This window comes from Nocardioides sp. W7, from assembly GCF_022919075.1.
Classification (GTDB): domain Bacteria; phylum Actinomycetota; class Actinomycetes; order Propionibacteriales; family Nocardioidaceae; genus Nocardioides.
The window spans coordinates 2,408,629-2,433,329 of the sequence record NZ_CP095078.1 but is presented as its reverse complement, the minus strand read 5'-3'; the positions used below and the strand labels follow the sequence as shown (position 1 = coordinate 2,433,329).

Below are 24,701 nucleotides of genomic sequence, written 5' to 3'. Positions count from 1 at the left end.
GGCCAGCCTAGGATTTCGGGTTATGACCGAGACCCAGCAGGACCAGGCCCCCGACACGACCAGCGCACCACGCGCCGTCGTCGTACCGGACAAGCCTGCGCTCGAGGGACTCGAGCAGCGCTGGGTGGAGCGTTGGAAGGCCGACGACACCTACGCCTTCGACCGCACCCAGCCGCGGGAGAACGTCTTCTCGATCGACACGCCGCCGCCGACGGTGAGCGGCAGTCTGCACGTCGGGCACGTCTTCTCCTACACCCATACCGACCTGATCGCCCGCTTCCAGCGGATGCGCGGCAAGACCGTCTTCTACCCCATGGGCTGGGACGACAACGGCCTGCCGACCGAGCGGCGCGTGCAGAACTACTTCGGCGTCCGGTGCGACCCGAGCCTGCCGTACGACGCCGACTTCACCCCGCCCGAGAAGCCCGACCCGAAGCGTCAGGTGCCGATCAGCCGGCCGAACTTCATCGCCCTGTGCGAGCAGCTCGTCGAGCAGGACGAGCAGGTCTTCGAGCAGCTGTGGCGCACCCTCGGCCTGTCGGTCGACTGGAAGCAGCACTACACGACGATCGGCCCGAAGGCGCAGACCGCCAGCCAGCGCGCGTTCCTGCGCAACTTCGCCCGCGGCGAGGCCTACCTCCAGGAGGCACCGACCCTCTGGGACGTCACCTTCCAGACCGCCGTCGCACAGGCCGAGCTGGAGGCACGTGAGTACGCCGGCGCCTACCACCGGGTCGCCTTCCACCAGCCGGACGGCTCCCCGATCCACATCGAGACCACCCGCCCCGAGCTGATCCCGAGCGTCGTGGCCCTGATCGCGCACCCCGACGACGAGCGCTACCAGCCGCTCTTCGGGACCACCGTGACCAGCCCGGTCTTCGGCGTGGAGATCCCGGTCGTGGCACACCCCGCCGCCGAGATGGACAAGGGCGCCGGCATCGCCATGTGCTGCACCTTCGGCGACCTCACCGACGTCACCTGGTGGCGCGAGCTCGATCTGCCCGTGCGCACCCTGATCGGCCGCGACGGCCGGCTCTCCCGCGAGACTCCGGAGTGGCTCGCCCACGAGCCCGCGGCATCGGCGTACGAGGAGCTGAAGGGCAAGACCGCCTTCTCCGCCCGCGAGGCCGTGGTCGCGAAGCTCCGCGAGACCGGCGACCTCGACGGCGAGCCGAAGCCGACCCAGCGGATGACGAACTTCTACGAGAAGGGCGACAAGCCGCTCGAGATCGTCGCCACCCGCCAGTGGTACATCCGCAACGGCGGCCGCGACGCCGGGCTCCGGGGCGAGATGCTCGAGCGCAGCACCGAGATCCAGTGGATCCCCAGCCACATGAAGCACCGCTACGACAACTGGGTCGGCGGCCTCAACGGCGACTGGCTGATCTCGCGCCAGCGGTTCTTCGGCATCCCGTTCCCGGTCTGGTACCCCCTCGACGCCGAGGGCGAGCCCGACTACGACCACCCGCTGCTCCCCCGCGAGGAGCAGCTGCCGATCGACCCGTCGACCGAGGCGCCCGGCGGCTACACCGAGGACCAGCGCGGCAAGCCGGGCGGCTTCATCGGCGACCCCGACGTGATGGACACCTGGGCCACCTCCTCGCTCACCCCGCAGATCGCGGGCGGCTGGGAGTCCGACCCGGACCTGTTCGACCGGGTCTTCCCGATGGACCTGTGCACCCAGGCCCACGACATCATCCGGACCTGGCTGTTCTCCCGCGTCGTCCGCGCGCACTTCGAGAACCAGGCGGCCCCGTGGTCGCACGCCCTGGTCTCCGGCTTCATCCTCGACCCGGACCGCAAGAAGATGTCCAAGTCCAAGGGCAACGTCGTCGTCCCCACCGAGATCCTCGACAAGTTCGGCGCGGACGCCGTCCGCTGGCGCGCCGCCATGGCGCGTCCCGGCCTGGACTCGCCGTTCGACGAGACCCAGATGAAGGTCGGGCGCCGGCTGGCGATGAAGGTCCTCAACGCCTCCAAGTTCGTCCTCGGCGGCGTCGGGGCGAGCGCGCTGAACGCCTTCGAGGTCGCCGCGCCGGTCGACTGCGCGCTGCTCGCGCGGCTTGCGCTGGTCGTCACGAAGGCCACCGAGGCGTTCGAGGCGTACGACTACACCACCGCGCTCGAGACCACCGAGAAGTTCTTCTGGGAGTTCTGCGACGACTACCTCGAGCTGGTCAAGGAGCGCGCGTACGCCACGCCGGATTCGTGGGGAGACGGCGGCACCGACACCGCCTCGGCCAAGGCCACCCTGGCCATCGCGCTCGAGGTCCAGCTGCGCCTGCTCGCGCCGTTCCTGCCGTACGTCACCGAGGAGGTCTGGTCGTGGTGGCAGGAGGGCTCGATCCACCGGGCCCCCTGGCCGACCCCGCTCGACCTCGGCGCCGCCGCAGCCGCCGATCCCAGCACCGTCGACGCCGTCGCGGCTGTGCTCGTCGGCATCCGGGGCGCGAAGTCCCAGGCCAAGGTCTCGATGCGGGCCGAGCTGGCCCGGGTCGAGGTCACCGGGCCGGAGACGCTGGTGCGGGCCGCCGAGCTCGCCGCCGACGACCTGCGCCGGACCGGCAAGATCACCGGCGAGCTGGTGTTCACGAGCACCGGGGACGCCGGTCAGGAGCTCGCCGTCCACGCGGAGCTGGCCGAGGTCACCCCCGAGGGCTGAGCCCTCGGGGTCACGCCCTGGGAGCGACGCTCAGGACCGGCCGCGGCCCCCGTGGCCGCGGCCCTGGTCATGGCGGTCCCGGCCACCGCGGCCCTGGTCGCCGCGGTGCTGGTCGCTACGGCGCTGGTCGCCGCGTCCCTTCGCCCCGTGGTCCCCGCGATCGCGATGGTCGCGCCCGCGGCCCTGGTCCTCGTCGCGCTCGTGGTCGCCGTGACCGCGGCCGCCACGGGTGCCGTCGCGCCCCCCGTCGTCGTGCTTGCCGCTGCCGTTCCCGCCATCGCGGGTCTCGTCGCCGTGGTGGTGGCCCCGCGGTCCGCGGCCGTGACCGTGACCGGACCCGGAGCCGGCGCCCGAGGCGGGCGGCGGGCTTGACGACGGGGCCGGCGGACGGACCGGTGTCGAGGACAGGTTCGGACGCGCGGAGCCCCGCGACGGCTTCGACGCTCTGGCGCGCGACGCCGCGGCCTGGCGGGGGGCCCGCTCGGCGCGCGATCGTGACGCCGGGACGTCCGGGGCCGCCGCAGGGGTGGCGCGGGGTGCCGGAGTGGGGTCGGCCCGGTCGGGCCGGACCGTCTCGAGCACCAGGGTGCTGCCGGCCACGACCGGTGCGGCACCTCGGCCGAGGAGACCGCGGAAGGCCTCGCTGCGCAGGCCGGTCGCGACCACGATCACGCAGGCGATCAGCAGGACTACGAACGCCACGAGCGGACGTCGATGCTCCTTGCTCACTGTCCCTGCGCCTCCCGCCAGATCCCGATGCCGCTGATCGGGCCATTGTGGTCGGCGTACCGTCCAGGACCCCAGTTGTCGGGACCTGGGGTGCCTTTCAGGCGGGGATTGGTCCAGACCAGTGCCCGCGATCAGGCATGAGCCGGGATCACCTCGAACGCCAGCCGGCAGGCCCGGTCGACCTCCTCCAGGTGCTCCGGGGAGCCCCACAGCTGGTGGCGGGCGTTGCCGGCGTCGAGGTAGGCGTCGAGCCGGAAGGCGTCATCGGCCGGCCGCCGCGAGCCCGCCGTGGTGAGCTCGGCCTCGAGCAGGTCGAGCCACTCGCGCTTGAGCCCGCGCACCGCCTCCGCGACGGGACCGGCTCGCCGGCCGTACTCGACCGACGTGGCGGCCAGGAAGCAGCCACCGGGAAAGACCTCCGCCCGGACGTACTCCCGCCACGCCTCGACCAGCCCGCGCAGACGCTCGGCGCCGGGCTCACGACCCCAGGCCGGACGGACGACGGCGTCGACGTAGATCCGACGGGCCTGCCCGACCGCCGCGACCTGCACGGCCTCGCGGCTGCCGAAGACGGTGAGGATGCCGCTCTTGCTGACTCCGGTCCGCTCCGCGAGGGAGCCGAGGGTGATCGCGTCGAGGCCCCCCACCGTCGCCATCATCGCCGCGTCCAGCGCAACCCGGCGCCGGGTCGCGTCCCCGCGCGCCCGCCGACCGTCGGTCCGCTCGTCCACCATGACCCGAACTATACGTCCGACTGGACGTATAGGCCGAGAGCGGCCTACGCTGCCGCCAATACGACCGATCGAACGCATAGTTTGGAGCGCGCATGGGCACCATCGACACCGCCGCCGGAGTCGTCATCCGCAAACGGATCTACCTCGACGACCTGGACGGCTTCGGGATGCTCCACCACGCGGGGTACGCCGTCCTCCTCGACCACGCTGTCCTCGACTTCTGGGTCGACGCGGGCTGGGTCGCCGACCCTGGCGTCTCCGTGCAGGTGATCCGCGCCCTGGAGCTGACCTACCACCTGCCGGTTGTCGGGGTGCAGGACCTCGACGTGCACCTGTGGGTCGACCGGGCCGGCCGCTCGAGCGTGACCTACCGCTTCGAGGTGCTCTCGGTCGACCACACCGTCCGGCACGCCGAGGGCAGTCGGGTCCTGGTCAACCTCGACCCGCAGACGCTGCGGCCCACGCCGCTCACGGACGACATGTGGGAGATCGCCACTCCGCTGCTGGGGCCGGGGCTGGAGCGGCCGCTCTCGCTGGTCGAGTAGCGAGCGACCTTCTCTCGTTGGTCGAGTAGCGAGCGACCTTCTCTCGCTGGTCGAGTAGCGAGCGCCAGCGAGCGTATCGAGACCCCAGGTCTCGATACGCGCCGTCACGACCTCGCCGGCTCGGCCGTGGGCGCTACTCGACCTCCGCCTCTCGACGAGGCCGCTGCCGCGTCCTCGTCAGGCGGACTTCTTCTTGGGCTTGGTCTCGCGCGGGATCAGGGTCGGCGGGACGTTGTCGAGGACCGTCTCGCGGGTGACGATCACCTTGGCGACGTCGCCACGGGAGGGCACGTCGTACATCACGTGGAGGAGGACCTCCTCGATGATCGCGCGCAGACCGCGCGCGCCCGTGCCCCGCTCCATCGCCTGGTCGGCGATGGCGGTGATGGCGTCGTCGGCGAACTCGAGGTCGACGCCGTCGATGTCGAAGAGCTTCTGGTACTGCTTGACCAGCGCGTTGCGAGGCTCGGTGAGGATCTGCACGAGCGCGGCCTGGTCGAGCTTGGTGACGCTGGCGATCAGCGGCAGCCGGCCGATGAACTCGGGGATCAGGCCGAACTTGGTGAGGTCCTCGGGCCGGACCAGCGCGAGCAGGTCCTCGGCCTCCTTCTCGGCCGCCCCGCGAACCTCCGCGGTGAAGCCGAGGGTCTTCTTGCCGACCCGCTGCTCGATGATGTGCTCGAGGCCGGCGAAGGCCCCGCCCACCACGAACAGGATGTTCGTGGTGTCGATCTGGATGAACTCCTGGTGCGGGTGCTTGCGTCCACCCTGGGGCGGCACCGAGGCGGTGGTGCCCTCGATGATCTTCAGCAGCGCCTGCTGGACGCCCTCGCCCGAGACGTCGCGCGTGATCGAGGGGTTCTCCGCCTTGCGGGCCACCTTGTCGATCTCGTCGATGTAGATGATCCCGGTCTCGGCCTTCTTGACGTCGTAGTCGGCGGCCTGGATCAGCTTGAGCAGGATGTTCTCGACGTCCTCACCGACGTAGCCGGCCTCCGTCAGCGCAGTCGCGTCGGCGATCGCGAACGGGACGTTGAGCATCCGCGCGAGCGTCTGGGCGAGATAGGTCTTGCCGCAGCCGGTGGGGCCGATCACGAGGATGTTCGACTTCGCGACCTCGACGACCTCCTCCTTGCTGTGCTTGCCCGCCACCGGCTGGAGGCCGGCCTGCACCCGCTTGTAGTGGTTGTAGACCGCGACCGCGAGGGACTTCTTCGCCTGCTCCTGCCCGATGACGTAGGAGTTGAGGAACTCGAAGATCTCCTTCGGCTTGGGCAGCTCGTCGAGGCTGACCTCGGTGCCCTCGCTGAGCTCTTCCTCGATGATCTCGTTGCACAGGTCGATGCACTCGTCGCAGATGTAGACGCCGGGGCCGGCGATCAGCTTCTTGACCTGCTTCTGGCTCTTCCCGCAGAACGAACACTTCAGCAGGTCGCCACCGTCACCGATACGTGCCACGGCAGGTCATCCTCCACTCGACAAGGTGCATAAAAACTTTTCACGACGGTACCCCGTGCCGGCCCCGTCCGGGGGCCGACACGGAGCAATGCTCAGGACCGGCTCAGCGCCGGCGTGGCCTTGCGCGACTCGACGACCGAGTCGATGAGGCCGTACTCGACGGCACCCGCCGCGGTCAGGATCTTGTCGCGCTCGATGTCGCGGCTGACCTGCTCCAGGTCACGACCGGTGTGGTCGCTGATCATCTTCTCGAGCAGCTCGCGCATCCGGAGGATCTCGTTGGCCTGGATCTCGATGTCCGAGGTCTGGCCGAAGGTGCCCTCGGTGTAGGGCTGGTGGATGAGGATCCGGCTGTTCGGCAGGGCGAGACGCTTGCCGTGGGTGCCGGCGGCCAGCAGGATCGCCGCGGCCGAGGCCGCCTGCCCGATGCACACCGTCTGCACGTCGCACTTGATGAAGTTCATCGTGTCGTAGATCGCCGTCAGCGCCGTGAACGAGCCACCGGGGCTGTTGATGTAGATCTGGATGTCCTGGTCGGGGTTCATCGACTCCAGGCACATCAGCTGGGCGATCACCGCGTTGGCGACGTCGTCGGAGATCGGCGTGCCGAGGTAGATGATGCGGTCCTCGAACAGCTTGCCGTAGGGGTCGATGCGGCGGAAGCCGTACGACGTCCGCTCCTCCCACTGCGGGATGTAGTAGTTGGCGCTGGGGCCGGCCGGGGCCAGGCCGCCGGGGGCGGTGAAGTCAGACATGGATCAGTCCTTCTGCCGGGCGGGCCGGCCCTCGTCTGCGGCGTCGCGGGCGCTCTTGACGACCTGGTCGACCAGGCCGTACTCGAGTGCCTGCTCGGCGGTGAACCAGCGGTCGCGGTCGGCGTCGGCGATGACCTGCTCGATCGGCTGGCCGGTGTGCTCGGCGATCAGGTCGAGCAGCACCTTCTTGATGTGCAGGGACTGCTGGGCCTGGATCTTGATGTCGGAGGCCGAGCCGCCCATGCCCGAGGAGGGCTGGTGCATCATGATCCGCGCGTGCGGCAGGGCGTAGCGCTTGCCCTTGGTGCCGGCGCAGAGCAGGAACTGGCCCATCGAGGCGGCCAGGCCCATGCCGACCGTCGCGACGTCGTTGGGGATGTAGTTCATCGTGTCGTAGATCGCCATGCCGGCGTCCACGGAGCCACCCGGGGAGTTGATGTGGAGGAAGATGTCCGCCTCCGGGTCCTCGGCGGAGAGCAGCAGCAGCTGGGCGCAGATCGCGTTGGCGTTCTGGTCGCGCACCTCCGAGCCCAAGAACACGATCCGCTCACGCAGGAGACGCTGGTAGATGTGGTCGTCGAGGACGTTGAGGCCGCCACCACCCATCCGGTGGTCGAGCGAGTCGCTGGAGTACTGGGTCACGCAGCGACCCTAGCCCGTAGGCCCGACACTTCCACGGACAATCCCGGGCTGTTCGCCAACAGCGGATTTCCCTCACTCAGGCGAGCCACTCTCGCATCGCCCGGTGCACCTCGGGGTGGTTGAGCAGCCCGAAGTGGTCCGTGCGACCGACGTGCAGCACCGTCGCACCGGGGAAGAGCCGCCCGCCCCACCGGTCCCGCCCGTACGCCGACGGCACCCGGACCAGCAGGTCGCCGACGACGTGACCGACCGGGTGGCGCTCGGAGCTCGTGAGCGTCGCCGCCACCAGCCGGTACGACGCGTGCGGCAGCGGCGGCACGTCCTGGGCGAGCCCGGCGACCAGGTCGTGCACGCCGACCGAGCGCCAGTCCAGGATCCGCCCGAACGCCGCGGTCTCGGGCAACCGCCCCAGGCCGCGGGAGCCGTGGCCGATGCCGCGGGCGATCGGCGCGCCCAGGTGCGGCGTACCGAGGGTGACGACGTCGGAGACGAGATCGCTCCATGGGCGGTCCGGAACGCCGGGCTCGGTGGCGACCGCCCCCGCCGCCCGCAGGATCAGTCCGCCCATCGAGTGCCCGACGAGCGCGATGCGGGTGACCTCCTCGGGCCAGGCCGCGACCAGGTCGCGCATCAGGGCCGCGAGCGCGACGCCGTTCTCGCGCAGCGGCAGTCCGGTGTTGGCCCGCAGGAAGACGGGCGTCCAGCCCTGGTCGGCCAGCAGCTCGCCGTACGTCGTGCCGAGCCGCTCGCGCCCCCGGCGCCAGTAGCTCTCGGTCTCGCAGAGGCCGTGCAGGAAGACCACGACCCGTCCGGTCGCCGCGGGGAACGCCGCCGCCAGCTCGTCGCGGTCGAGGGGTACGTCGCGGCCCTGGTGCCGCACGGCCATCCTGATCGCCAGGCGCGGCCGCTCGCGCGCCAGCCGGTCCCCGATCAGCCCGTTGACCGCGGAGCTGACGAACCGGCCGCGCGGCCCGTCCTCGAGACCGGGCCCGACCCCGGTGGCGGCCGCCCGGTCGAGACCGCGCGAGGCGACCCGGAGCCCGGCGCCGACCCCGGCGTACACCGCCGCGGCGGCGCGCTGGCCGGGGTGCCCGCCGAACCGGTCGGCCCAGGCGAGGTGGGTGTCGCGCACGCTGCGCAGGACCAGCTCGTCGGCGACCTCGGAGAGGAGGGAGAGCGCGTCGAGGACCCGCGGGCCGGGGCCCGTGCCCGGCGTCGCGATGGGCGTCGCAGTGGGCGTCGCGGTGGGCATGGGCCGAGCATAGGAGGTCGGTGAACACCTGTACACCGACGGGGAACGGGAACGCCGAAGGCCACCACCCGCGGTCCGGTTTCCCGGACCCGCGGAAGTGGTGGCCTCCCGGTGAAAAGTGCTGACTCAGGCCTCGTCGTCGGCCTTCGCGGCGTCCTCGTCGGTCTCCGACTCGGTCTCGGGCTCGCCGATGGTGCCGTCCGGACGCAGGTTCTTCAGCTCGACCACGTTGCCCGAGGCGTCCTTGACGACCGCGGACTCCACGATCCTCGCCAGCGCCTTCCCGCGCAGGATCTCCTGCACGAGGTCGGGGATGTGGTTGTGCTCGAACATGTGGTTCGCGAACTCCTGCGGGTCCTGACCGGACTGCTGGGCGCGGCGGACCAGGTGCTGGGAGAGCTCGTTCTGGTCGACGCCGAGCTCCTCCTTCTTCGCGACCTCGTCGAGGAGGAACTGCGCGGCGACGGCGTCGCGGACCCGGCGCTCGAGGTCGGCCTCGAACTCCTCGACCGTCTGGCCCTCGTCCTCGAGGTACTTCTCCATGGTGATGCCGGCCATCGCGAGCTGCTGCTCGACGTTCTCGCGGCGGGCGTTGAGCTCGTCGGCGACCATGGTCTCGGGCAGCGGCACCTCGACCTGCTCCAGCAGCGCCTCCAGGACGGCGTCGCGGGCGGCGGCGGCCTGCTCGAGGCGCTTGCCGTTGGCGAGCCGGACCCGGACGTCGTCGGTCAGCTCGGCGACGGTGTCGAACTCGGAGGCCAGCTGGGCGAAGTCGTCGTCGAGCTCCGGGAGCTCCTGCTCCTGGACCTGCGAGATGGAGACGAGCACCTCGACGGGCTCGCCCACCAGGTCGCCGCCCACCAGCTCGGAGGAGAAGGTCTTCTCCTCGCCGGCGGACATGCCGGTCAGCGCCTCGTCGAGGCCGTCGAGCATGCCGCCGCGCCCGACCTGGTAGGACATGCCGGTCACCTCGGCGCCCTCGAGCACCTCGCCGTTCTGGGTGGCCTTGAGGTCGAGCACGACGAAGTCGCCGTCGGCGGCGGGCCGCTCGACGTCGGCCAGGGTCGCGAACCGCTCCTGGAGGGACTTGACCTGCTGGTCGACGTCCTCGTCGGTGACCACGGAGTCCTCGACCTCGGCCGCGAGACCCTCGTAGGCGGGCAGCTCGATGGTCGGCTTCACGTCCACCTCGGCGGTGAACTCCAGCACCTCGTTGTCCTCGAGCTTGGTCACCTCGACCTCGGGCTGCGCGAGCGGCTCGAGGGAGTTGGCCTGCAGCGCCTCGATGTACTTCTTCGGAAGCGCGTCGTTGATGGCCTGGTCCAGCACGGCACCGCGCCCGACCTGGCGGTCGATGACCATCGGGGGCACCTTGCCCCGACGGAAGCCGGGGACGTTGATCTGCTGGGCGATCTGCTTGTACGCCGCGTCGAGGCTCGGCTTGAGCTCCTCGAAGGGCACCTCGACGGTCAGCTTGGCCCGAGTCGGGCTCAAGGTCTCGACGGCGCTCTTCACAGGTTGTCTCCTGTCGTGTGATTCATGTTGTCCACCGGTCGGTGGGGGATGGTTCGTGCGTCGGGGCGACAGGACTCGAACCTGCGATCTCCTGCTCCCAAAGCAGGCGCGCTAGCCACTACGCTACGCCCCGCCAAGTTGCCCGACAGTCGCCTGTCGAGCCGCCTGGAGCGGATGACGGGAATCGAACCCGCGTAGCCAGTTTGGAAGACTGGGGCTCTACCATTGAGCTACATCCGCACACACGGGGGCTGCGCCCCCGCGGACCCCCGCAGCCGTGGTGACGGCCACCGGGAATCGGACAGATCCTGCCACACCGGGCCCTCCGGGCCCCAAACGGCCCGGGTCCCGCGTGGGGCGGTCAGGCCCGGTTGACCACCAGCATCGCCCGGTCGTCGTTGCGCGACCCGAGGGCGTCGACCAGGCGGGCGGCCGCTCCGGTGAAGTCGCCACGCAGCAGGACCTCGGCCTCGCCCAGCATCCGGTCGATGCCGAGGTCGATGTCGCGGCGCGGCTCCTCGACCATCCCGTCGGTGTAGAGCAGTACGGCGTCGCCCTGGCCGAGGGTGCCCCGGGCGCAGCTGAACTGGGCGTTCTCCAGCAGACCCAGGACCGGGCCCTCGGTCTGCAGCACGGACCACCGCCCCGATCCCTTGGCCCGATGGACCGCCGGCGGGTGACCGGCCGTGCGGATCTCGAAGTCCCCGCTCCGCAGGTCGAGGCTGAGATGTACGGCGGTCGCGAACCCCTCCTCCCAGTCCTGGCGGAGCAGGTAGTCGTTGGCCGCGCCCAGGAACTGGTCGGGTGGCAGCGCACCGAGCAGGCCGCCGAACGCGCCGGAGAGCAGCAGCGCACGGGTGCCGGCCTGCTCCCCCTTGCCCGACACGTCGACCACGACGACCTCCAGCCGCTCGCGCGAGGGCTGGGTGGCGACCATGAAGTCACCGGCGAACGGGGTCCCGCCCGCCGAGCGGAGCGCGGACTCGACGTACCAGCCGTTCGGCAGCTCCGGGATGCCGCCCTGGTTGAGGATCCGGTCGCGCAGGTCGACCAGCATCGACTCCCCCATCGCGCCGCCCACGCCGAGGCGGGTGCGGCGGAAGGAGGACAGCAGCACGATGAAGCCCATCAGGAACTGGATCGCCGTCGCACCGACGATCCGCGCGGTGATGTCCTCCTGGTTGAGCAGGGCGACCATCAGCATCAGCATCACCCAGATCACGAACCACTGGAGCTGACGCGGGCCGAGCAGCAGGCTCCCCACCAGCAGCGGCACCATGAGCGAGGTGAACGGGAACGTCGTCGGCGAGAAGGCGACGCCGACGTCGATGAGCACGGTGAGCGCCATCAGGGCCGCGACCAGGCGGTACTCGCGCACCAGCCCGCCGCGGTACGACGAACGCCAGCGCCGGCCCAGCGCCGTGGAACGCGCCGGCCGGTGCTCTTCCTGCGCCGCGTTCATCGTCGGTCCTCGTGGTCGGGTGCGCTCACCCTACTGCCGCGGTCGGTGCCGACGTTGACAACGCGGGCACCAGAACAGGTTGCGTCCGGCCAGCACCTCGGTCCGGACCTCGGTGCCGCACACCAGGCACGGTTGGGTGTGCCGTCGGTAGACGTACACCTCCCCGCCGTGGTCGTCCTTGCGCGGCGCTCGGCCCATCGCCTCCGGGGTGTGCTCGGGCCGGACGGTGTCGATCCGGCCGGTGCGCACCCCCTCGGCCATCAGCTCGACCAGGTCGTCCCACATCGCCTGCCACTGGGCCCGGCGCAGGGTGTTGCCGGGGCGGAACGGATCGACCCGGTGCCGGAACAGCACCTCGGCGCGGTAGACGTTCCCGACACCCGCCAGCACCGCCTGGTCCATGAGCAGGCCGGCGATCGTGACCCGGCTGCGCCGGATCCGCTCCCAGGCCCGGTCCGGGTCCGCGTCGGGGCGGATCGGGTCGGGCCCGGAGCGGGCGACGATCGCGTCGCGCCCGGCGCGCGTCAGCAGCTCACAGGCGGTCGCACCGCGCAGGTCGGCGTACGCGGCTGCTTCGGTGGTCGAGGCCCGCACCAGCCGGAGCCGGACCTGGCCGACCGGGTCGGGGACGTCCTCGACCCCGTCGTGGACGTCGAGCTTGCCGTACAGCCCCAGGTGAATATGGATGAAGCGCTCGCCGGGGAAGGCGACGAACAGGTGCTTGCCCCACGCCTCAGCACTCTCCAGCACCAGGCCGTCCAGCAGCGCGGCCGAGTCGGCGAACCGGCCCTGGGGGCTGCCGACGCGCACGAGGCGGCCGGCGAAGGTGCGGGTGAGCTCGCCCGCGAGGCGGTGGAGGGTGTGCCCCTCAGGCATCGGGTCCGAGACCAGCGGCGGACTCCGGCAACGCGGGCAGCTCGCCCGTCGCCTGGTACGCCGTGAGCTGGTCGATGCGGCGCACGTGCCGCTCGTCGCCGCTGAAGTCGGTGGTGAGGAAGACCTCGACGAACCGGGTCATGTCCTCGAGCGAGTGCATCCGGCCGCCGACCGAGACGACGTTGGCGTCGTTGTGCTGACGGCCCAGGGCGGCGGTCTCCTCCGACCAGGCCAGGGCGCAGCGGATGCCGGCGACCTTGTTGGCGGCGATCTGCTCGCCGTTGCCCGAGCCGCCGATGACGACCCCGAGGCTGTCCTGGTCCGTCGCTCGCTCGCGAGCGACCGCCTCGGCCGCCCGCAGGCAGAACACCGGGTAGTCGTCGAGGGCGTCGTAGACGAAGGGCCCATGGTCGACCGGCTCGTAGCCGTTCTCGGTCAGCCAGTTGAGCAGGTGGTCCTTGAGGTCGAGGCCAGCGTGGTCGGAGCCCAGGTGCACGCGCATGGGGCCATCCTTCCAGGCACTGCTTCTCAGCCGCGGTGCAGGTCGACGAACCCGGCCACCTGGCGCATCAGCGGCTCGGCGGCGGGGAACACCGCGTCGTGGCGCCAGAAGCCGTGCACCTGCCCCAGGTAGCGGGTCGCGGTGACCTCGACCCCGGCCTTGGCGAGCAGCCGGGCGAGGTGCTCCCCCTCGTCGCGGAGCGGGTCGTGCTCGGCGGTGACGACCAGGGTCGGCGGGAGCGTGTGGAGCCGGTCCGACCGCAGCGGGGCGAGGTCGGGGTCGGTCAGGTCGGCGTCGGGGCCGGCGTACTGCTGCCAGTACCAGGCGGCCTCGCGCGGGTCGAAGCCGTCGGCGGCGCTCTCGTAGGACTCGAAGGACGCCGTCGGGTCGAGGAAGGGGTAGATCAGCGCGACCGCGGCGAACCGGCCGGGGTGGCGCAGTGCGGCGACCAGCGCGAGGTTGGCCCCCGCACTGTCGCCGTGGGCGTACGCCGGCCCGCCGAGACCGTGCTCGGCACCGTGCCGGTCGAGCCAGCCGAGGACCGTGTCGACGTCGTCCGGCGCGGCCGGGAACCGGTGCTCGGGCGGGCGGCGGTACTCCACGCTCAGCACGGCGACGCCGCACCGGTTGGCCAGCCGGCGGGCGCTCGGGTCGTGCACCTCGATGTCGTTGAGGACGAACCCGCCACCGTGCAGGTGGACCACGACACCGGGCCGCGCGCCGGCCGGCCGGTAGAGCCGGCACGGCACGCCGTCCGCATCGAGATCACGCACCTCGGCGACGTCCTCGCGTGGTGCGGCGAGCGCCTCGGCGTGAGCGCGCTCGCGCTCCGCGGCGACGTCGTACGACGGGTCGTGGACCGGCAGGTCGCCGGCGGCGTACTCGACCGCCCGGCGGGCCTCGGGAAACAGCATCAGCCCTCGATCAGCCCTTCATCAGCGCTGCATCAGGGCGTCCAGCCCGACAGCCACGGCGGCGGCGACGCGGAAGTCGACCTCGGGGTTCGGGACGTGGACGGTGTACTTGTCGCGGACCGAGCCCTGCCGCTCGACACCGAGGATCGCCTGGCCGTTCGGGTCGACGAAGTCGAAGTGGATCGGCAGGAACGGGATGTCGGTGAAACGGCGGATGATCGCGATCGCCTGGCTGCGCTCCTGGCCGGTGCCGGCGTACCCGGGACCCTCGAGGTGGAAGGTCGAGCGCATCAGGCTCTTGCCGAAGTCCTTGCGGAAGAAGCCGAGCTGCGCGCCGAGCTCGTCGAAGATGTCGTAGCCCGCGTTGAGGTCGACGCGCTTGCGCGCCTTGAAGCTGAAGACGGCGCGCGTCTTGTCCTCGTCGCTGTAGAAGGTGACCTCCTCCTTGAAGGCCATCCGCTTCTGCTGCGCGAAGCCCATCAGCTGCCCGAAGCTCCCGTCGGGGTTGGCCGCGAAGATGCGGTACTGGTTGGTGGTCATGGCGAACTTCTGCTGGACGTAGAAGGTCGGGAGATACATCTCGGCGGGCATGGGCGGAAGCGTAGAGCAGGGTCTTAGCCGCGCCCGCAGCGACGATGAAGCTCGGCGATGTAGCTCAGGGCAAGCACGGGCCCGTCGAACAGCGCGGAGCAGTTGCCTGCGGTGAGCTCGCGGCGCGAGGTCCCGTCGTCGTACCCGTTGTCGCGACAGCTGTCGTAGTAGACGTGCAGGTCGTCGGTCGTCCCGTCGTGGTGCAGGCGTACGGCGAGCGCATCGTCACCGTGCGCGTCCTCCGAGCAGTCGGACCGATCGGGGCCGCCTCCGACGGGAGCCGCCTGGATGGCGGTCAGGAGCGCGTCGGCCTCGGAGCCCTCGACCCGGCGCGAGCCCATGAGCGCCGGCGCGTCGAGGCCGCGGAGCCGGTCGTACTGGCACACGGAGATCGAGTCCACTCGGCCGGCGGGCGTTCCGTTGCACTGGTCTAGCGTGCCGGGAACCGCGCCGTGCGGCAGGATGCGACCCGTGGTCGCGTTCGGGTGGTCGGTGCTGGCGCTGGTGTTCCTCGACGAGCTGCTCGTCATCGCGGCGTTCGGCGTCTGGGGGTGGAGCGTCTCCCCCGGCTGGCTGCTGGTCTGGCTGCTGCCGCTCGTCGCGATGACCGCCTGGTACCTCTTCGCCTCCCCGAAGGCGCCGTACGGCGGACCTGTGGTGCGGCCAGCGGTGAAGGTCGGCGTCTTCGCACTGGCCTCGCTCGCACTCTGGGACGCCGGGCACCCCAGCTGGGCCGCGGGCCTGCTGGTGTTCTCGGTCGTCGTCAACGGGCTCGCGCAGCTGCCCGGCGTGCGGGCCCTGGTGGCCGAGCCGACAGCTCGGTAGGACCTAGCGCGACTCGACGGCGAGCCGGGCACCGAGGGCCGCGAAGGTGCCGGCGAAGACCTTGCGCATCGCGCCGACGACCCGCGGGCGGGTGAGGACCCGGTCGCGCAGGGCGGCGGCCGCGACGGCGTATCCCGCGAAGGTCACGAAGGTCATCGCGACGAAGACGCTGCTCAGGCCGAGCATCCTCGCGAGGGTGCCCGACTCCCCCGCCGGGACGAACTGCGGGAGGAACGCGACGAAGAAGATCGTGAGCTTGGGGTTGAGCAGGTTGAGGGTGATGCCGGAGACGATGACCGTGCGGGCGCTGGTCGGACTCGCCTCGTCGAAGGCGAGCGCGCCGGTGTCGCGCCAGGTGGCGACGGCCATCCAGAGCAGGTAGGCGACGCCGGCGTACTTCACGACCTGGAAGGCGACGCCGCTCGCGTGCAGCAGCGCCGCGAGGCCGGTGATCGCGGCGAGCAGGTGCGGCAGGGTCCCGAGCGTGCAGGCGAAGGCGGCGAGCAGACCGGCGCGGGTGCCGCGGGTCAGGCCGGCGGCGACCGTGTAGAGCGAGCCGGTGCCGGGCGCGAGGCAGATCACCAGCGCAGTCAGCAGGAACGACCAGGTCATCCGGCGACGCTACTGCGGCGCGCTGAGTCCGGCACCCGATTTCGTTCGGGCGCGGTGGCGCTCAGGCCTTCTCGCAGGCGATCCCGTCCTTGTCGCGGTCGCTCTTCTTGTTGGCGTTGTAGAGGGCCTTGCTGCGCTTGAACGTGGTGACCGGCTTCCCCGAGGTCTTGTCGCGCGCACCGGGCTTGCCCACTCCGTGCGAGTAGACGCGGTGCATCGCGTCGCAGTTGGCGAAGACGCGCGGCTTGGCGGCCTCGGCCGCGGTGGACGTCGTCACGATCACGAGCGGGGTGGCAGCGAGGGCCAGTCCGAGGACGGTCGCGACGCTGCGGGACTTGCGGTCGGTGTGCATGGGTCTCCTCCGGGTGGTGAACCTGGAGTGTGCGAGAGAAGCGGGGCCGCCGTCCGGCGATTGCACGGATTGGCACCCAGACGTGGCCGTAGCCCCGACAGGCGGTGCGAGCTGTCGGGGTACGGCGCGGGCGGCTCAGGGAGGTGGAGTGAGCTCGGTGGTGCCGGTGTGGTCGCGTTTGAACAGCAGACCGTTCGGGCTTCGCCACACGAAGGTGGTGTCGTCGAGCTTGTCGTAGCGCCACCTGGTGTGGGTTTTCGCCCGATGGTGCCGGCGGCAGAGCGGCCCGATGTTGCAGTCACAGGTCGGCCCGCCGCGGGCGGCGGGGTCGATGTGGTCGCAGTCGCAGCGTCGGGCCGGCTTGCGGCACCACGGGAACACACACGAGTGCTGCAGCAGCACCTGGCGCTCTTTGAGTCGGTCGGGGGTCTCGTAGGCGTCGACGTGGACGTGATCGGCCAGGTCGATGACGGGCTTCACGATCACCTGGGTGTCGCCGTTGGCGCACCAGGTCTTCACCTGCTCGGCCGACACGAACGAGCGGGTCTCCTCCACGCGCACCAGGTGCAGATCGTCACCGCCAGTGGTGCCGAGGGCGGCCTCGGAGAGATGCACGTGCAGCACCACCTGCCGCGGCCGCTTCCGCTGCGGGTCCTCGGGCTCCTGGGTGTTGAGCTCCAGCGACAGCTGGCGCCGGGCCAGGTCACCGACCGCGATCGAACGGCGAATGTCGACCGGCACATCCAGGCCCAGCTGGCCCAGCTCGCGGGCCCGGCGCGCGACGGCGTCCTCCAGATCGAGGGCATCGGCCAGGTCGAGGGTGCCGTGCACGTCGACGGTGCCGTCGAAGGACACCTGCTGGGAGTCGATGTCGAAGTGCCGCTTCTCGAACGCCGCCTCCCACCGGGCCCGAGCCTCGGCCGGGTCGTACGTCACCCGGGCCTCCTCGACGGTTCGGTCGAGCTGGGCGATCGAGACCTTGTGCGCCACCGTGTGCAGGTGCGCGTCCACGTGGGCCGCACCCTCCATCGGAAGATCGGCCGTGGACTTCGCGATCCGCCGCGCCTTCCACACCGGCAGGTCCAGCGCCTGGACCCGGCCGTAGATCCTCGGGAGCCGGTGCGCGAGCTCGACCGCATCGCCCAGGTAGATCCGCCCGGCGTCGGTCGACAGGCCGAGGGCGGCGGCGAACTCCAACACACTGAACTCCGCAACCAACGGCGCACCGGGACCGGCGATGGCCATCTCCTCGTCCTGGCCGGGCACCCAGATCGCCGCCGCTTCGTGCAGCGACTCGGTCGAGTGCATCGCCGCCCAGGCCACCGCGGAGGCCAACAGGTTCGCCGAGGCCCGGGCCTCGGCCTGCCGCTCGGCGCGCACGAACGCGAGCAACGCGGGTGCGTCGTCGCAGTCGTGGAGCTGATCGTTGGCCATACCAGTAATGTAGTGAAGCCCACCGACAGTCCAGGTCTTTCTTCCACTGCGGTGACCACGACGGTCGACCCGAGCCGACCGTGAGCCAGCAGGCAGCCGCGACCAGGTACGGCGAGCCCAGCGGACGGTGACCTACTTATCTCACTGAGTCTTCGAACCAGCCTGGTGCCGACAAGAGACCGCAACCGACCGCGGTACCTCGACGCCGCACCTCGGCTCACCGGGTTTCGACACGGTTGCTGCGCAACCTGCTCAACCACCGGACAGAGCCCCGCGGGGTGGTGGGCTTTGAGGTGATCCTCGGTGCCTACGCGTCGCTGCTCTCGATGGCGGCGATTGGTTCAGTATCGCTGGTGGCGTAGAGCTTGGCCATGGATCCTTCGGAGAGGTAGCGGCGGTCCCCGGCGATCCACTCGTCGTGCATGTCGATCAGCACCGCGCCTACCAGCCTGATCACCGCCGCGGCGTTGGGGAAGATGCCCACGACCCGGGCGCGGCGCTTGATCTCCTTGTTGACCCGCTCGAGCGGGTTGGTCGACCAGATCTTGCGCCAGTGCTCGCGTGGGAATGCGGTGAAGGCGAGGACCTCGGGCTTCGCGTCGTCCATCAGTGGCCCGAGTTTGGGGAAGCGGGCGGCGAGCTCGTCGCGGGTCTTGTCCCACGCCACGTGGACGTCCTCGGCGGTGGGCTGGGCGAAGATCATCCGGAACGCAGCTGCAACGTAGTCGGCCTGGCCTTTGGGGACGTGGGCCAGGAGGTTGCGGGCGAAGTGGACCCGGCACCGTTGGTGCGCGACGCCCTGGAACGCGCGCTTCAACGCCTTGACGAGGCCGGAGTGTTGATCTGAGATCACCAGCTTCACGCCGGCCAGTCCGCGTTGTTTGAGGCTGAGCAGGAAGCTGCGCCAGAAGACCTCGTCCTCGCTGTCACCAACGTCCAGGCCGAGGATCTCCCGTTCACCGGTTGCGGTGACACCCGTCGCGACGACCACCGCCATCGACACGACCTGGCCACCTTTGCCAGGTGCGTTGCGGACGTGGAGGTAGGTCGCGTCGAGATAGATGTAGGGGAACTCGACGTGGTCCAGGGTGCGGGTGCGGAACGCGCCGACGGTCTCATCCAGGCCGGTGCAGATCCGGGAGACCTCGGACTTGGAGACACCCGTGCCGCCCATCGCTTCGACAAGGTCGTCGACGCTGCGAGTCGAGATCCCGTGGACGTAGGCCTCCATCACCACCGCGTAGAGCGCCTGATCGATCCGACGACGGGGCTCGAGGATGATCGGGAAGAACGAGCCCTTCCGCAGCTTGGGGATCCGCAGCTCGACGTCGCCGGCCTTGGTGGTCAGCACCCGCGGCCGGTGGCCGTTGCGCTCGGTGACACGGTCCTCGGTGCGCTCATAGGGTGCGGCGCCGACGCGTTCGATCGCCTCGAGCTCGATCAGCTCCTGCAACGCGACCCGGACCGAATCACGGATCAGGTCGACGCCATCACCGGCACGGAACGCGTCGAGGAGTTCGGACAGGGCAGACTGGGGCAAGGCCATCGGTGGACCTCTTTCGGTGAGTGCTTGGCCGTACACACCGAAGATCCCGCCGATGGCCGTCTACGTGCTGACGCCCCGCCGCTGGTCCCTCAAACCCCACCACTCCCGGGGACTCTTACAACCACCGAGAGTCGGCGTACCTCGTTACCAGCGGTTGACCACGACGGTCGACCCGAAGGAACCGTAAGCCGAGCAGCAGCCGCGACCAGGTACATCGACCCAAGCGGACGACGAGCCCCTTCTTTCATTGAAAGTCTTCGAACCAGCCTGGTGCAGAAAGGAGACCCCAACCCACTGCGGTACCTCGACGCCGCACCTCGGCTCACCGGGTTTCGACACGGTTGCTGCGGGCGGATTCAAGCGGTGAGTGCATCACCGGGTGGGTTGTTGATGTTGGACAGTAGTGCGTCGAGGGCTTCGGCGGGGGTGGCCCAGTCGAGTCGTTTGCGGGGGCGGTTGTTCATCTGGCGGGCGACTTGGTCGAGGAATCCGGGGCCCCAGAAGGACAGGTCGGTGCCCTTGGGGAAGTACTGGCGCAGCAGGCCGTTGGTGTTCTCGTTGGAGCCGCGTTGCCAGGGTGATCCGGGGTCGCAGAAGTAGATGTCCAGGCCGGTTGCTTCGGCGATCTGGGCGTGGTTGGCCATCTCGCTGCCGCGGTCCCAGGTCAGGGTCTGACGCAGGGTCTGGGGCAGCTTCGCCATCTCGCGACACATGGCTTCCTGGACCGTTTCTGCGGTGTGGTCGCTGGCCAGGTGGAGCAGGATCAGGTAGCCGGTGGCGCGCTCGACGAGGGTCCCGATCGCGGAGGCGTTGGCGGTGCCGAGGATCAGGTCACCTTCCCAGTGGCCCGGCACGGCCCGGTCCTCGACCTCGGGTGGGCGTTCGCTGATGCTGACGATGTCGCGCAGGTTCCCGCTGCGGGCGTTGCGGGCGGTGCGTTGCGCGCGTGGTTTACGCATCGCCCGCCCGGTACGCAGGCACACCGCGAGCTCGCGGCGCAGTGCGCCCCGGCCTTGGACGTAGAGCGCCTGGTAGATCGTCTCGTGGGACACGTGCATCTCCGGGTCATCGGGGAAGTCGCGGCGCAGCCGGTGTGCGATCTGCTCGGGGCTCTGATTCTCGCCCAGCCGCTTGAGGACCTCGGTGCGGAGTCTGGTGCCCTCGGCGAGCTTGAGCGGCCCGGACGGGTGCGCGTCACGGTGACGAGTGTCCGCGGCCGCTTGCGCGGTCGTGGCCCGGTAGCGGCCACCGGTGGTGTTGCGGGTGCGTTCACGCCAGATCGTGGTCCGGCTGAACCCCAGCACGGTGGCAATCTCGGCGTCGGTCTTTCCCGAGGACAGGAGATGAGCGATCTCTTCGCGATCAGCCAGCGTGAGGCGTCGCCCCTGAGGGCGTCGCTCGGCTGGGTCCTCCCGTTCTGAGCGGCGTGGCATCACGCCACCAGATGCTGCAAACCACCGGTATCCGATGGTCCGTGACACGCCAGCCGCAGCCGCAGCGTTTTCTGTCGACAGACCTGCAGCGACATGGCGCCAGAACGCCCTACGGACCTCACGAGCAATAGCAGGACGAGCCATTGAACGAACACCTCGATCAGACCGGGGTGTTGCACTCACGCTTGAACCCGGGGCGCAACCTGCTCAACCACCGAGAGTCGGCGTACCTCGTTACCAGCGGTTGACCGCGACGGTCGACCCGAGCCAGCCGTGAGCCGAGCAGCAGCCGCGACCAGGCGCGACGAGTGCCGCGGACTACGAGCCCCCTTCTTCATTGATGGTCTTCGAACCAGCCTGGTGCCGGACGCAGACCGCCACCCACCGCCATACGGAAGCTCACCGGATCTCGACAACGTCAGGCGCCAGGGCACCTTCCTGCTCGATCACCGGCACGCGATCACGCGAGCCGGGCGAGCTCCTCCTCGATGACCGAGACGTCGAGCTTGGTGAAGATCGGCGTGGGCTTGGCGACGGGGGTGCCGACGACGATGGGGTGCCGCTCCCAGGTGATCGAGGAGTAGTCCCCCGTGATGATCGGGTACGACGGCCCGCCATCGAGGTCGTCGACCTCGTCGATGCGGGGCATCGGGGCGATCTCGCCCGGGCCGCCGAAGGCCTTGTCGACCTCGTTCGCGGCGAACGGGAGGAACGGCGCGAGCACGATGTTCAGGTCGGCGACGGCCTGCGCGACGACGTGCAGGACGGTGCCGAGCCGCTCGGGGTCGTCCTTGATCTTCCACGGCTCGGTGTCGGAGACGTACTTGTTGACCTCCCCGACCGCGCGCATCGCCTCGCCGATCGCCTGCTTCTGGCGGTGCCGGGCGATCAGGTCGCCGACCACCCCGAAGGCCGCCTCGGCCGTCGCGAGCACCGCCTCGTCCTCCGGCGTCAGCTCACCGAGAGGTGGGATCTCGCCGAAGTTCTTGGCGATCAGGTTGGCCGTGCGGTTGACCAGGTTGCCCCAGCCCGCGACCAGCTCGTCGTTGGTGCGTCGGACGAACTCCGCCCAGGTGAAGTCGGAGTCCTGGCTCTCCGGCCCGGCGGAGGCGACGAAGTAGCGGAACGCGTCGGCCTGGTAGCGGCTGAGCAGGTCGCGGACATAGATGACGACCTTCTTGGAGGAGGAGAACTTCTTCCCCTCCATCGTCAGGAACTCCGACGACACGACCTCGGTGGGCAGGTTGAGCTCGCCGTACTCCCGCGGCTTCCCACCGAGCGAGCCCTTCCCCGAGTAGGCCAGCAGCTCGGCCGGCCAGATCTGGCTGTGGAAGGTGATGTTGTCCTTGCCCATGAAGTAGTACGACAGCGCCTCTGGGTCGTTCCACCACTGGCGCCACGCGTCCGGGTCACCGGTGCGCCGGGCCCACTCGATCGAGGCGGAGAGGTAGCCGACGACCGCGTCGAACCAGACGTAGAGCTTCTTGGTCGGCTGCTCGCGCCAGCCGTCGAGGGGTACGGCGATGCCCCAGTCGATGTCACGCGTCATGGCGCGCGGGCGGATCTCCTTGAGGATGTTCTGGCTGAACCGGATGACGTTGGGCCGCCACAGGCCGGTCGCCTCGCGCTCGTCGAGCCACTCCTTCAGCGCGTCGGCCAGGGCCGGCAGGTCGAGGAAGAAGTGCTGGGTCTCGATGAACTCCGGCGTCTCGCCGTTGATCTTCGAGCGCGGGTTCTTCAGGTCGGCCGGGTCGAGCTGGTTGCCGCAGTTGTCGCACTGGTCGCCGCGCGCGCCGTCGTACCCGCAGATCGGACAGGTGCCCTCGATGTAGCGGTCCGGCAGCGTGCGGCCGGTGGACGGCGAGATCGCGCCGTGCGTCGTCTGCTCGACGAAGTAGCCGTTCTCGTAGACGCCGAGGAACAGCTCCTGCACCACCGCGTGGTGGTTGGGGGTGGTGGTGCGGGTGTAGAGGTCGTAGGTGCAGCCGAGCGAGGCGAGGTCCTCGGCGATGACGCGGTGGTTGCGGTCGGCGAGCTCCTGGGGGGTCAGCCCGGCCTCGTCGGCGGCGATCAGGATCGGCGTGCCGTGCTCGTCGGATCCGGAGACCATGAGTACGTCGTGGCCCGCCATCCGCATGTAGCGACTGAAGACGTCGGAGGGCACACCGAAACCGGCCACGTGGCCGATGTGGCGTGGGCCGTTTGCGTACGGCCAGGCGACGGCGGACAGGACGTGGGTCATGGCGACGATCCTAGGGTTGCGGACATGACCCTCATCGCGGAGGACCTGCTCCTGCTGTTGCTGGACGACGAGTCGGGGGCGCTGAACGGCACGTCGTACCCCCAGACCGTCCTCGGCGGCGCACTGCTGATCGAGCTCGCGGCGACCGGCGCCGCCGAGGTCGAGGAGAAGCAGGGCAGGTGGCGCTCGGCCAAGGTGCGCGCCACGGACGCGCCGCCCGAGGACCCCGTGCTGCGCGCGGCGTACGACGTCGTCGCGGAGAAGCCGCGCTCGGCGCAGGACCTGGTCGACCGGCTCGGCAAGGGCGCACGCGACACCCTCGCCGAGCGGCTGGTCGAGCGCGGCCTCCTGGAGCGCCGCGAGAGCAAGATGCTCGGTCTCTTCCCCCGCACCCGCTGGCCCGCGTCCGACACCCGCCACGAGGAGGAGGTACGACGCCGCCTCACCGCGACCCTCGTCCAGGGGGTCGAGCCCGACCAGCGCACGGGCGCCCTGGTGGCTCTGCTGTCGGCGATCGACAAGGCGCACAAGGTCGTCGACCACCGCGGCCTGCCCGCCAAGGAGGTCCGCAAGCGGGCCAAGGCGGTCGCGGAGGGCGCCTGGGCGGCGAAGGCCGTCCGCGACGCGATCAGCGCCTCGACCGCCGCCATCGCCGTCGCCACGACCGCGGCGACGTCGGCGGCCTTCATCAGCTGAAGCGGCTGATCCGACGCTGCGCGAGGCGACGGATCTCGCCGAGCCGGCGGTAGACCCGCTCGCCCGGGCACGCGGTGTCGTTGGTGTCGCGGTGCCCGTCGATCACAGGCAGCCGCACCCGCCGGCCCGCGGCGTACCTGTCGCTGCCGTCGGAGCCGACCACGACCGTGCCGGTGGCCCGGCGGTCGTACCGGTCGAGCTTCCACGCCGCCAGCCGCGCGACCGTCAGGATCGAGCGGTCGGAGACCCGGTTGTCGTCGTGGCTGCCGATGATCGCGATGCCGACCGAGCGGCGGTTGAAGCCGAGCGTGTGCGCGCCCTGCACCAGCTTCGCCGGGCCGCCCGAGCGACCCTCCCAGGCGCGGCCGAACCGGTCGACCAGGAAGTTGTAGCCGAGGTCGAACCAGCCGAGCGTCTGCGTGTGGTACCGGTACATGCCCCGGATCAGCGCGGGCACGTCGGCACGCGAGTAGCCGTTGCCGGTCGCCGTGTGGTGCACGTGCACCTGCCGCAACCGGTTGGTGTAGCGCACCGACCCGTTGAGCATCCGGTCGTCGGCGCCCCAGTCGCCCCGGGAGTGGATGCGCGGGCGCGGCACCCGGTCCGGCTTCGCCCGACCCCGCGCGCGCACCTCGGGAGCGGACTCGGGACGGGCGTCACCCGCCCGGGTGCCCGGGTCGATCAGGACCAGGTCGAGGCCGGTCGGGACCGGGCCCGTGGTGCGCAGCTGGGCCGCGTCCGAGGCACCCACCCAGAGCAGCTCGGAGCCGCGTACGCCGGTCGCCTCGGCGGCGGCCGCCGACGGCCCGTCGGTCATCGGGTCCAGGTGCGTCCACGCGCTCCAGCCGTCGGCGTCGCGGGTGCGGACCTCCGCGGCCGGCGTACCGCTGCCCCGCCAGCTGACGCCGTGACGTGGCCTATGGG

Annotated in this window: 24 protein-coding genes and 2 tRNA genes; 5 read left to right on the top strand and 21 right to left on the bottom strand. The window is 70.5% G+C overall.

The genetic code is table 11. The features are described 5' to 3' along the window. Positions 1-22 precede the first annotated feature (22 nt). Both valS and MUB56_RS11565 read left to right on the top strand, forming a co-directional pair. A complete protein-coding gene (gene valS / locus MUB56_RS11570; RefSeq protein ID WP_244932041.1) occupies positions 23-2,662 on the top strand; it encodes a valine--tRNA ligase in 2,640 nt (879 codons plus the stop codon). 51 nt (positions 2,663-2,713) lie between these two features. Next, positions 2,714-3,034 carry a hypothetical protein gene (locus tag MUB56_RS11565; RefSeq protein WP_244932040.1) on the top strand — a complete coding sequence of 107 codons (321 nt, stop codon included), beginning with the start codon at positions 2,714-2,716 and terminating at the stop codon, positions 3,032-3,034. 488 nt (positions 3,035-3,522) lie between these two features. On the opposite strand, the gene MUB56_RS11560 is transcribed toward MUB56_RS11565, so the two are convergent. After that, complete coding sequence (locus MUB56_RS11560) at positions 3,523-4,125, bottom strand: TetR/AcrR family transcriptional regulator (RefSeq protein ID WP_244932039.1); 603 nt, start codon at positions 4,123-4,125, stop codon at positions 3,523-3,525. Positions 4,126-4,217: 92 nt separating this feature from the next. Between MUB56_RS11560 and MUB56_RS11555 the strand changes: the two genes are divergently transcribed. After that, the gene (locus MUB56_RS11555; RefSeq protein WP_244932038.1) at positions 4,218-4,670 is read left to right on the top strand and encodes a hotdog domain-containing protein; all 453 of its coding nucleotides are present in this window, start codon (positions 4,218-4,220) and stop codon (positions 4,668-4,670) included. 177 nt (positions 4,671-4,847) lie between these two features. Here the strand turns inward: MUB56_RS11555 and clpX are convergent, their stop codons facing one another. From clpX to MUB56_RS11490, 13 genes are all read right to left on the bottom strand, one after another. Continuing rightward, on the bottom strand, positions 4,848-6,128 hold the full coding sequence (clpX, locus tag MUB56_RS11550) for an ATP-dependent Clp protease ATP-binding subunit ClpX (RefSeq protein WP_244932037.1): 1,281 nt from the start codon (positions 6,126-6,128) through the stop codon (positions 4,848-4,850). Positions 6,129-6,220: 92 nt separating this feature from the next. After that, positions 6,221-6,883 carry an ATP-dependent Clp protease proteolytic subunit gene (locus tag MUB56_RS11545; RefSeq protein ID WP_244932036.1) on the bottom strand — a complete coding sequence of 221 codons (663 nt, stop codon included), beginning with the start codon at positions 6,881-6,883 and terminating at the stop codon, positions 6,221-6,223. 3 nt (positions 6,884-6,886) lie between these two features. Then, on the bottom strand, positions 6,887-7,489 hold the full coding sequence (locus tag MUB56_RS11540) for an ATP-dependent Clp protease proteolytic subunit (protein ID WP_244932387.1): 603 nt from the start codon (positions 7,487-7,489) through the stop codon (positions 6,887-6,889). 112 nt (positions 7,490-7,601) lie between these two features. Next, on the bottom strand, positions 7,602-8,777 hold the full coding sequence (locus tag MUB56_RS11535) for a hypothetical protein (protein WP_244932035.1): 1,176 nt from the start codon (positions 8,775-8,777) through the stop codon (positions 7,602-7,604). Between the two features lie 126 nt (positions 8,778-8,903). After that, complete coding sequence (gene tig / locus MUB56_RS11530; protein ID WP_244932034.1) at positions 8,904-10,292, bottom strand: trigger factor; 1,389 nt, start codon at positions 10,290-10,292, stop codon at positions 8,904-8,906. A 60-nt stretch (positions 10,293-10,352) separates the two neighbouring features. Beyond that, a tRNA-Pro gene (locus MUB56_RS11525) sits at positions 10,353-10,425 on the bottom strand. A 33-nt stretch (positions 10,426-10,458) separates the two neighbouring features. Next, positions 10,459-10,532, bottom strand: a tRNA-Gly gene (locus MUB56_RS11520). Positions 10,533-10,653: 121 nt separating this feature from the next. Beyond that, complete coding sequence (locus tag MUB56_RS11515) at positions 10,654-11,754, bottom strand: PP2C family protein-serine/threonine phosphatase (RefSeq protein WP_244932033.1); 1,101 nt, start codon at positions 11,752-11,754, stop codon at positions 10,654-10,656. Positions 11,755-11,784: 30 nt separating this feature from the next. Continuing rightward, positions 11,785-12,630 (bottom strand): DNA-formamidopyrimidine glycosylase family protein, encoded by an 846-nt coding sequence (locus MUB56_RS11510; protein WP_244932032.1) that lies wholly within the window; start codon positions 12,628-12,630, stop codon positions 11,785-11,787. After that, a complete protein-coding gene (locus MUB56_RS11505; protein ID WP_244932031.1) occupies positions 12,623-13,132 on the bottom strand; it encodes a ribose-5-phosphate isomerase in 510 nt (169 codons plus the stop codon). Before MUB56_RS11505 ends, MUB56_RS11510 begins: the two co-directional genes overlap by 8 nt. 26 nt (positions 13,133-13,158) lie before the next feature. Next, positions 13,159-14,046 (bottom strand): alpha/beta hydrolase, encoded by an 888-nt coding sequence (locus tag MUB56_RS11500; RefSeq protein WP_244932030.1) that lies wholly within the window; start codon positions 14,044-14,046, stop codon positions 13,159-13,161. 21 nt (positions 14,047-14,067) lie between these two features. After that, positions 14,068-14,637: a hypothetical protein gene (locus tag MUB56_RS11495; RefSeq protein WP_244932029.1), complete on the bottom strand. Its 570-nt coding sequence runs from the start codon at positions 14,635-14,637 to the stop codon at positions 14,068-14,070. Positions 14,638-14,660: 23 nt separating this feature from the next. Further along, entirely contained in the window at positions 14,661-15,038 is a 378-nt protein-coding gene (locus tag MUB56_RS11490) for a hypothetical protein (RefSeq protein WP_244932028.1), read from the bottom strand. A gap of 70 nt (positions 15,039-15,108) precedes the next feature. Between MUB56_RS11490 and MUB56_RS11485 the strand changes: the two genes are divergently transcribed. Continuing rightward, the gene (locus MUB56_RS11485) at positions 15,109-15,462 is read left to right on the top strand and encodes a YrdB family protein (protein ID WP_244932027.1); all 354 of its coding nucleotides are present in this window, start codon (positions 15,109-15,111) and stop codon (positions 15,460-15,462) included. A 3-nt stretch (positions 15,463-15,465) separates the two neighbouring features. Here MUB56_RS11485 and MUB56_RS11480 read toward each other — a convergent pair whose 3' ends face one another. From MUB56_RS11480 to metG, 6 genes are all read right to left on the bottom strand, one after another. After that, positions 15,466-16,074: a LysE family translocator gene (locus MUB56_RS11480; protein ID WP_244932026.1), complete on the bottom strand. Its 609-nt coding sequence runs from the start codon at positions 16,072-16,074 to the stop codon at positions 15,466-15,468. Between the two features lie 61 nt (positions 16,075-16,135). Then, positions 16,136-16,426 (bottom strand): excalibur calcium-binding domain-containing protein, encoded by a 291-nt coding sequence (locus MUB56_RS11475; protein ID WP_244932025.1) that lies wholly within the window; start codon positions 16,424-16,426, stop codon positions 16,136-16,138. Between the two features lie 135 nt (positions 16,427-16,561). Then, on the bottom strand, positions 16,562-17,860 hold the full coding sequence (locus MUB56_RS11470; protein WP_244932024.1) for an HNH endonuclease signature motif containing protein: 1,299 nt from the start codon (positions 17,858-17,860) through the stop codon (positions 16,562-16,564). Positions 17,861-18,167: 307 nt separating this feature from the next. Beyond that, positions 18,168-19,406, bottom strand: coding sequence for an IS256 family transposase (locus tag MUB56_RS11465; RefSeq protein WP_244928844.1), 1,239 nt, complete (start codon positions 19,404-19,406; stop codon positions 18,168-18,170). A gap of 356 nt (positions 19,407-19,762) precedes the next feature. Next, complete coding sequence (locus tag MUB56_RS11460) at positions 19,763-20,983, bottom strand: IS30 family transposase (protein WP_244932023.1); 1,221 nt, start codon at positions 20,981-20,983, stop codon at positions 19,763-19,765. A gap of 316 nt (positions 20,984-21,299) precedes the next feature. Beyond that, on the bottom strand, positions 21,300-23,081 hold the full coding sequence (gene metG / locus MUB56_RS11455) for a methionine--tRNA ligase (RefSeq protein ID WP_244932022.1): 1,782 nt from the start codon (positions 23,079-23,081) through the stop codon (positions 21,300-21,302). 24 nt (positions 23,082-23,105) lie between these two features. On the opposite strand from metG, the gene MUB56_RS11450 reads away from it, so the two are divergent. Next, positions 23,106-23,777, top strand: coding sequence for a GPP34 family phosphoprotein (locus MUB56_RS11450; RefSeq protein ID WP_244932021.1), 672 nt, complete (start codon positions 23,106-23,108; stop codon positions 23,775-23,777). On the opposite strand, the gene MUB56_RS11445 is transcribed toward MUB56_RS11450, so the two are convergent. Then, positions 23,770-24,594 carry an N-acetylmuramoyl-L-alanine amidase gene (locus MUB56_RS11445; protein WP_244932020.1) on the bottom strand — a complete coding sequence of 275 codons (825 nt, stop codon included), beginning with the start codon at positions 24,592-24,594 and terminating at the stop codon, positions 23,770-23,772. The genes MUB56_RS11450 and MUB56_RS11445 overlap by 8 nt on opposite strands. Positions 24,595-24,701: the final 107 nt, after the last annotated feature.

Bases quoted from the DNA above. Each gene is read 5' to 3' on its own strand.
- valS (WP_244932041.1), top strand. From the start codon at position 23: ATGACCGAGACCCAGCAGGACCAGGCCCCCGACACGACCAGCGCACCA.
- MUB56_RS11560 (WP_244932039.1), bottom strand. From the start codon at position 4,125: ATGGTGGACGAGCGGACCGACGGTCGGCGGGCGCGCGGGGACGCGACC.
- MUB56_RS11555 (WP_244932038.1), top strand. From the start codon at position 4,218: ATGGGCACCATCGACACCGCCGCCGGAGTCGTCATCCGCAAACGGATC.
- MUB56_RS11545 (WP_244932036.1), bottom strand. From the start codon at position 6,883: ATGTCTGACTTCACCGCCCCCGGCGGCCTGGCCCCGGCCGGCCCCAGC.
- MUB56_RS11540 (WP_244932387.1), bottom strand. From the start codon at position 7,489: ATGGGTGGTGGCGGCCTCAACGTCCTCGACGACCACATCTACCAGCGT.
- MUB56_RS11535 (WP_244932035.1), bottom strand. From the start codon at position 8,777: ATGCCCACCGCGACGCCCACTGCGACGCCCATCGCGACGCCGGGCACG.
- MUB56_RS11515 (WP_244932033.1), bottom strand. From the start codon at position 11,754: ATGAACGCGGCGCAGGAAGAGCACCGGCCGGCGCGTTCCACGGCGCTG.
- MUB56_RS11510 (WP_244932032.1), bottom strand. From the start codon at position 12,630: ATGCCTGAGGGGCACACCCTCCACCGCCTCGCGGGCGAGCTCACCCGC.
- MUB56_RS11505 (WP_244932031.1), bottom strand. From the start codon at position 13,132: ATGCGCGTGCACCTGGGCTCCGACCACGCTGGCCTCGACCTCAAGGAC.
- MUB56_RS11500 (WP_244932030.1), bottom strand. From the start codon at position 14,046: ATGCTGTTTCCCGAGGCCCGCCGGGCGGTCGAGTACGCCGCCGGCGAC.
- MUB56_RS11495 (WP_244932029.1), bottom strand. From the start codon at position 14,637: ATGCCCGCCGAGATGTATCTCCCGACCTTCTACGTCCAGCAGAAGTTC.
- MUB56_RS11480 (WP_244932026.1), bottom strand. From the start codon at position 16,074: ATGACCTGGTCGTTCCTGCTGACTGCGCTGGTGATCTGCCTCGCGCCC.
- MUB56_RS11475 (WP_244932025.1), bottom strand. From the start codon at position 16,426: ATGCACACCGACCGCAAGTCCCGCAGCGTCGCGACCGTCCTCGGACTG.
- MUB56_RS11470 (WP_244932024.1), bottom strand. From the start codon at position 17,860: ATGGCCAACGATCAGCTCCACGACTGCGACGACGCACCCGCGTTGCTC.
- MUB56_RS11465 (WP_244928844.1), bottom strand. From the start codon at position 19,406: ATGGCCTTGCCCCAGTCTGCCCTGTCCGAACTCCTCGACGCGTTCCGT.
- MUB56_RS11460 (WP_244932023.1), bottom strand. From the start codon at position 20,983: ATGGCTCGTCCTGCTATTGCTCGTGAGGTCCGTAGGGCGTTCTGGCGC.
- metG (WP_244932022.1), bottom strand. From the start codon at position 23,081: ATGACCCACGTCCTGTCCGCCGTCGCCTGGCCGTACGCAAACGGCCCA.
- MUB56_RS11450 (WP_244932021.1), top strand. From the start codon at position 23,106: ATGACCCTCATCGCGGAGGACCTGCTCCTGCTGTTGCTGGACGACGAG.
- MUB56_RS11445 (WP_244932020.1), bottom strand. From the start codon at position 24,594: ATGACCGACGGGCCGTCGGCGGCCGCCGCCGAGGCGACCGGCGTACGC.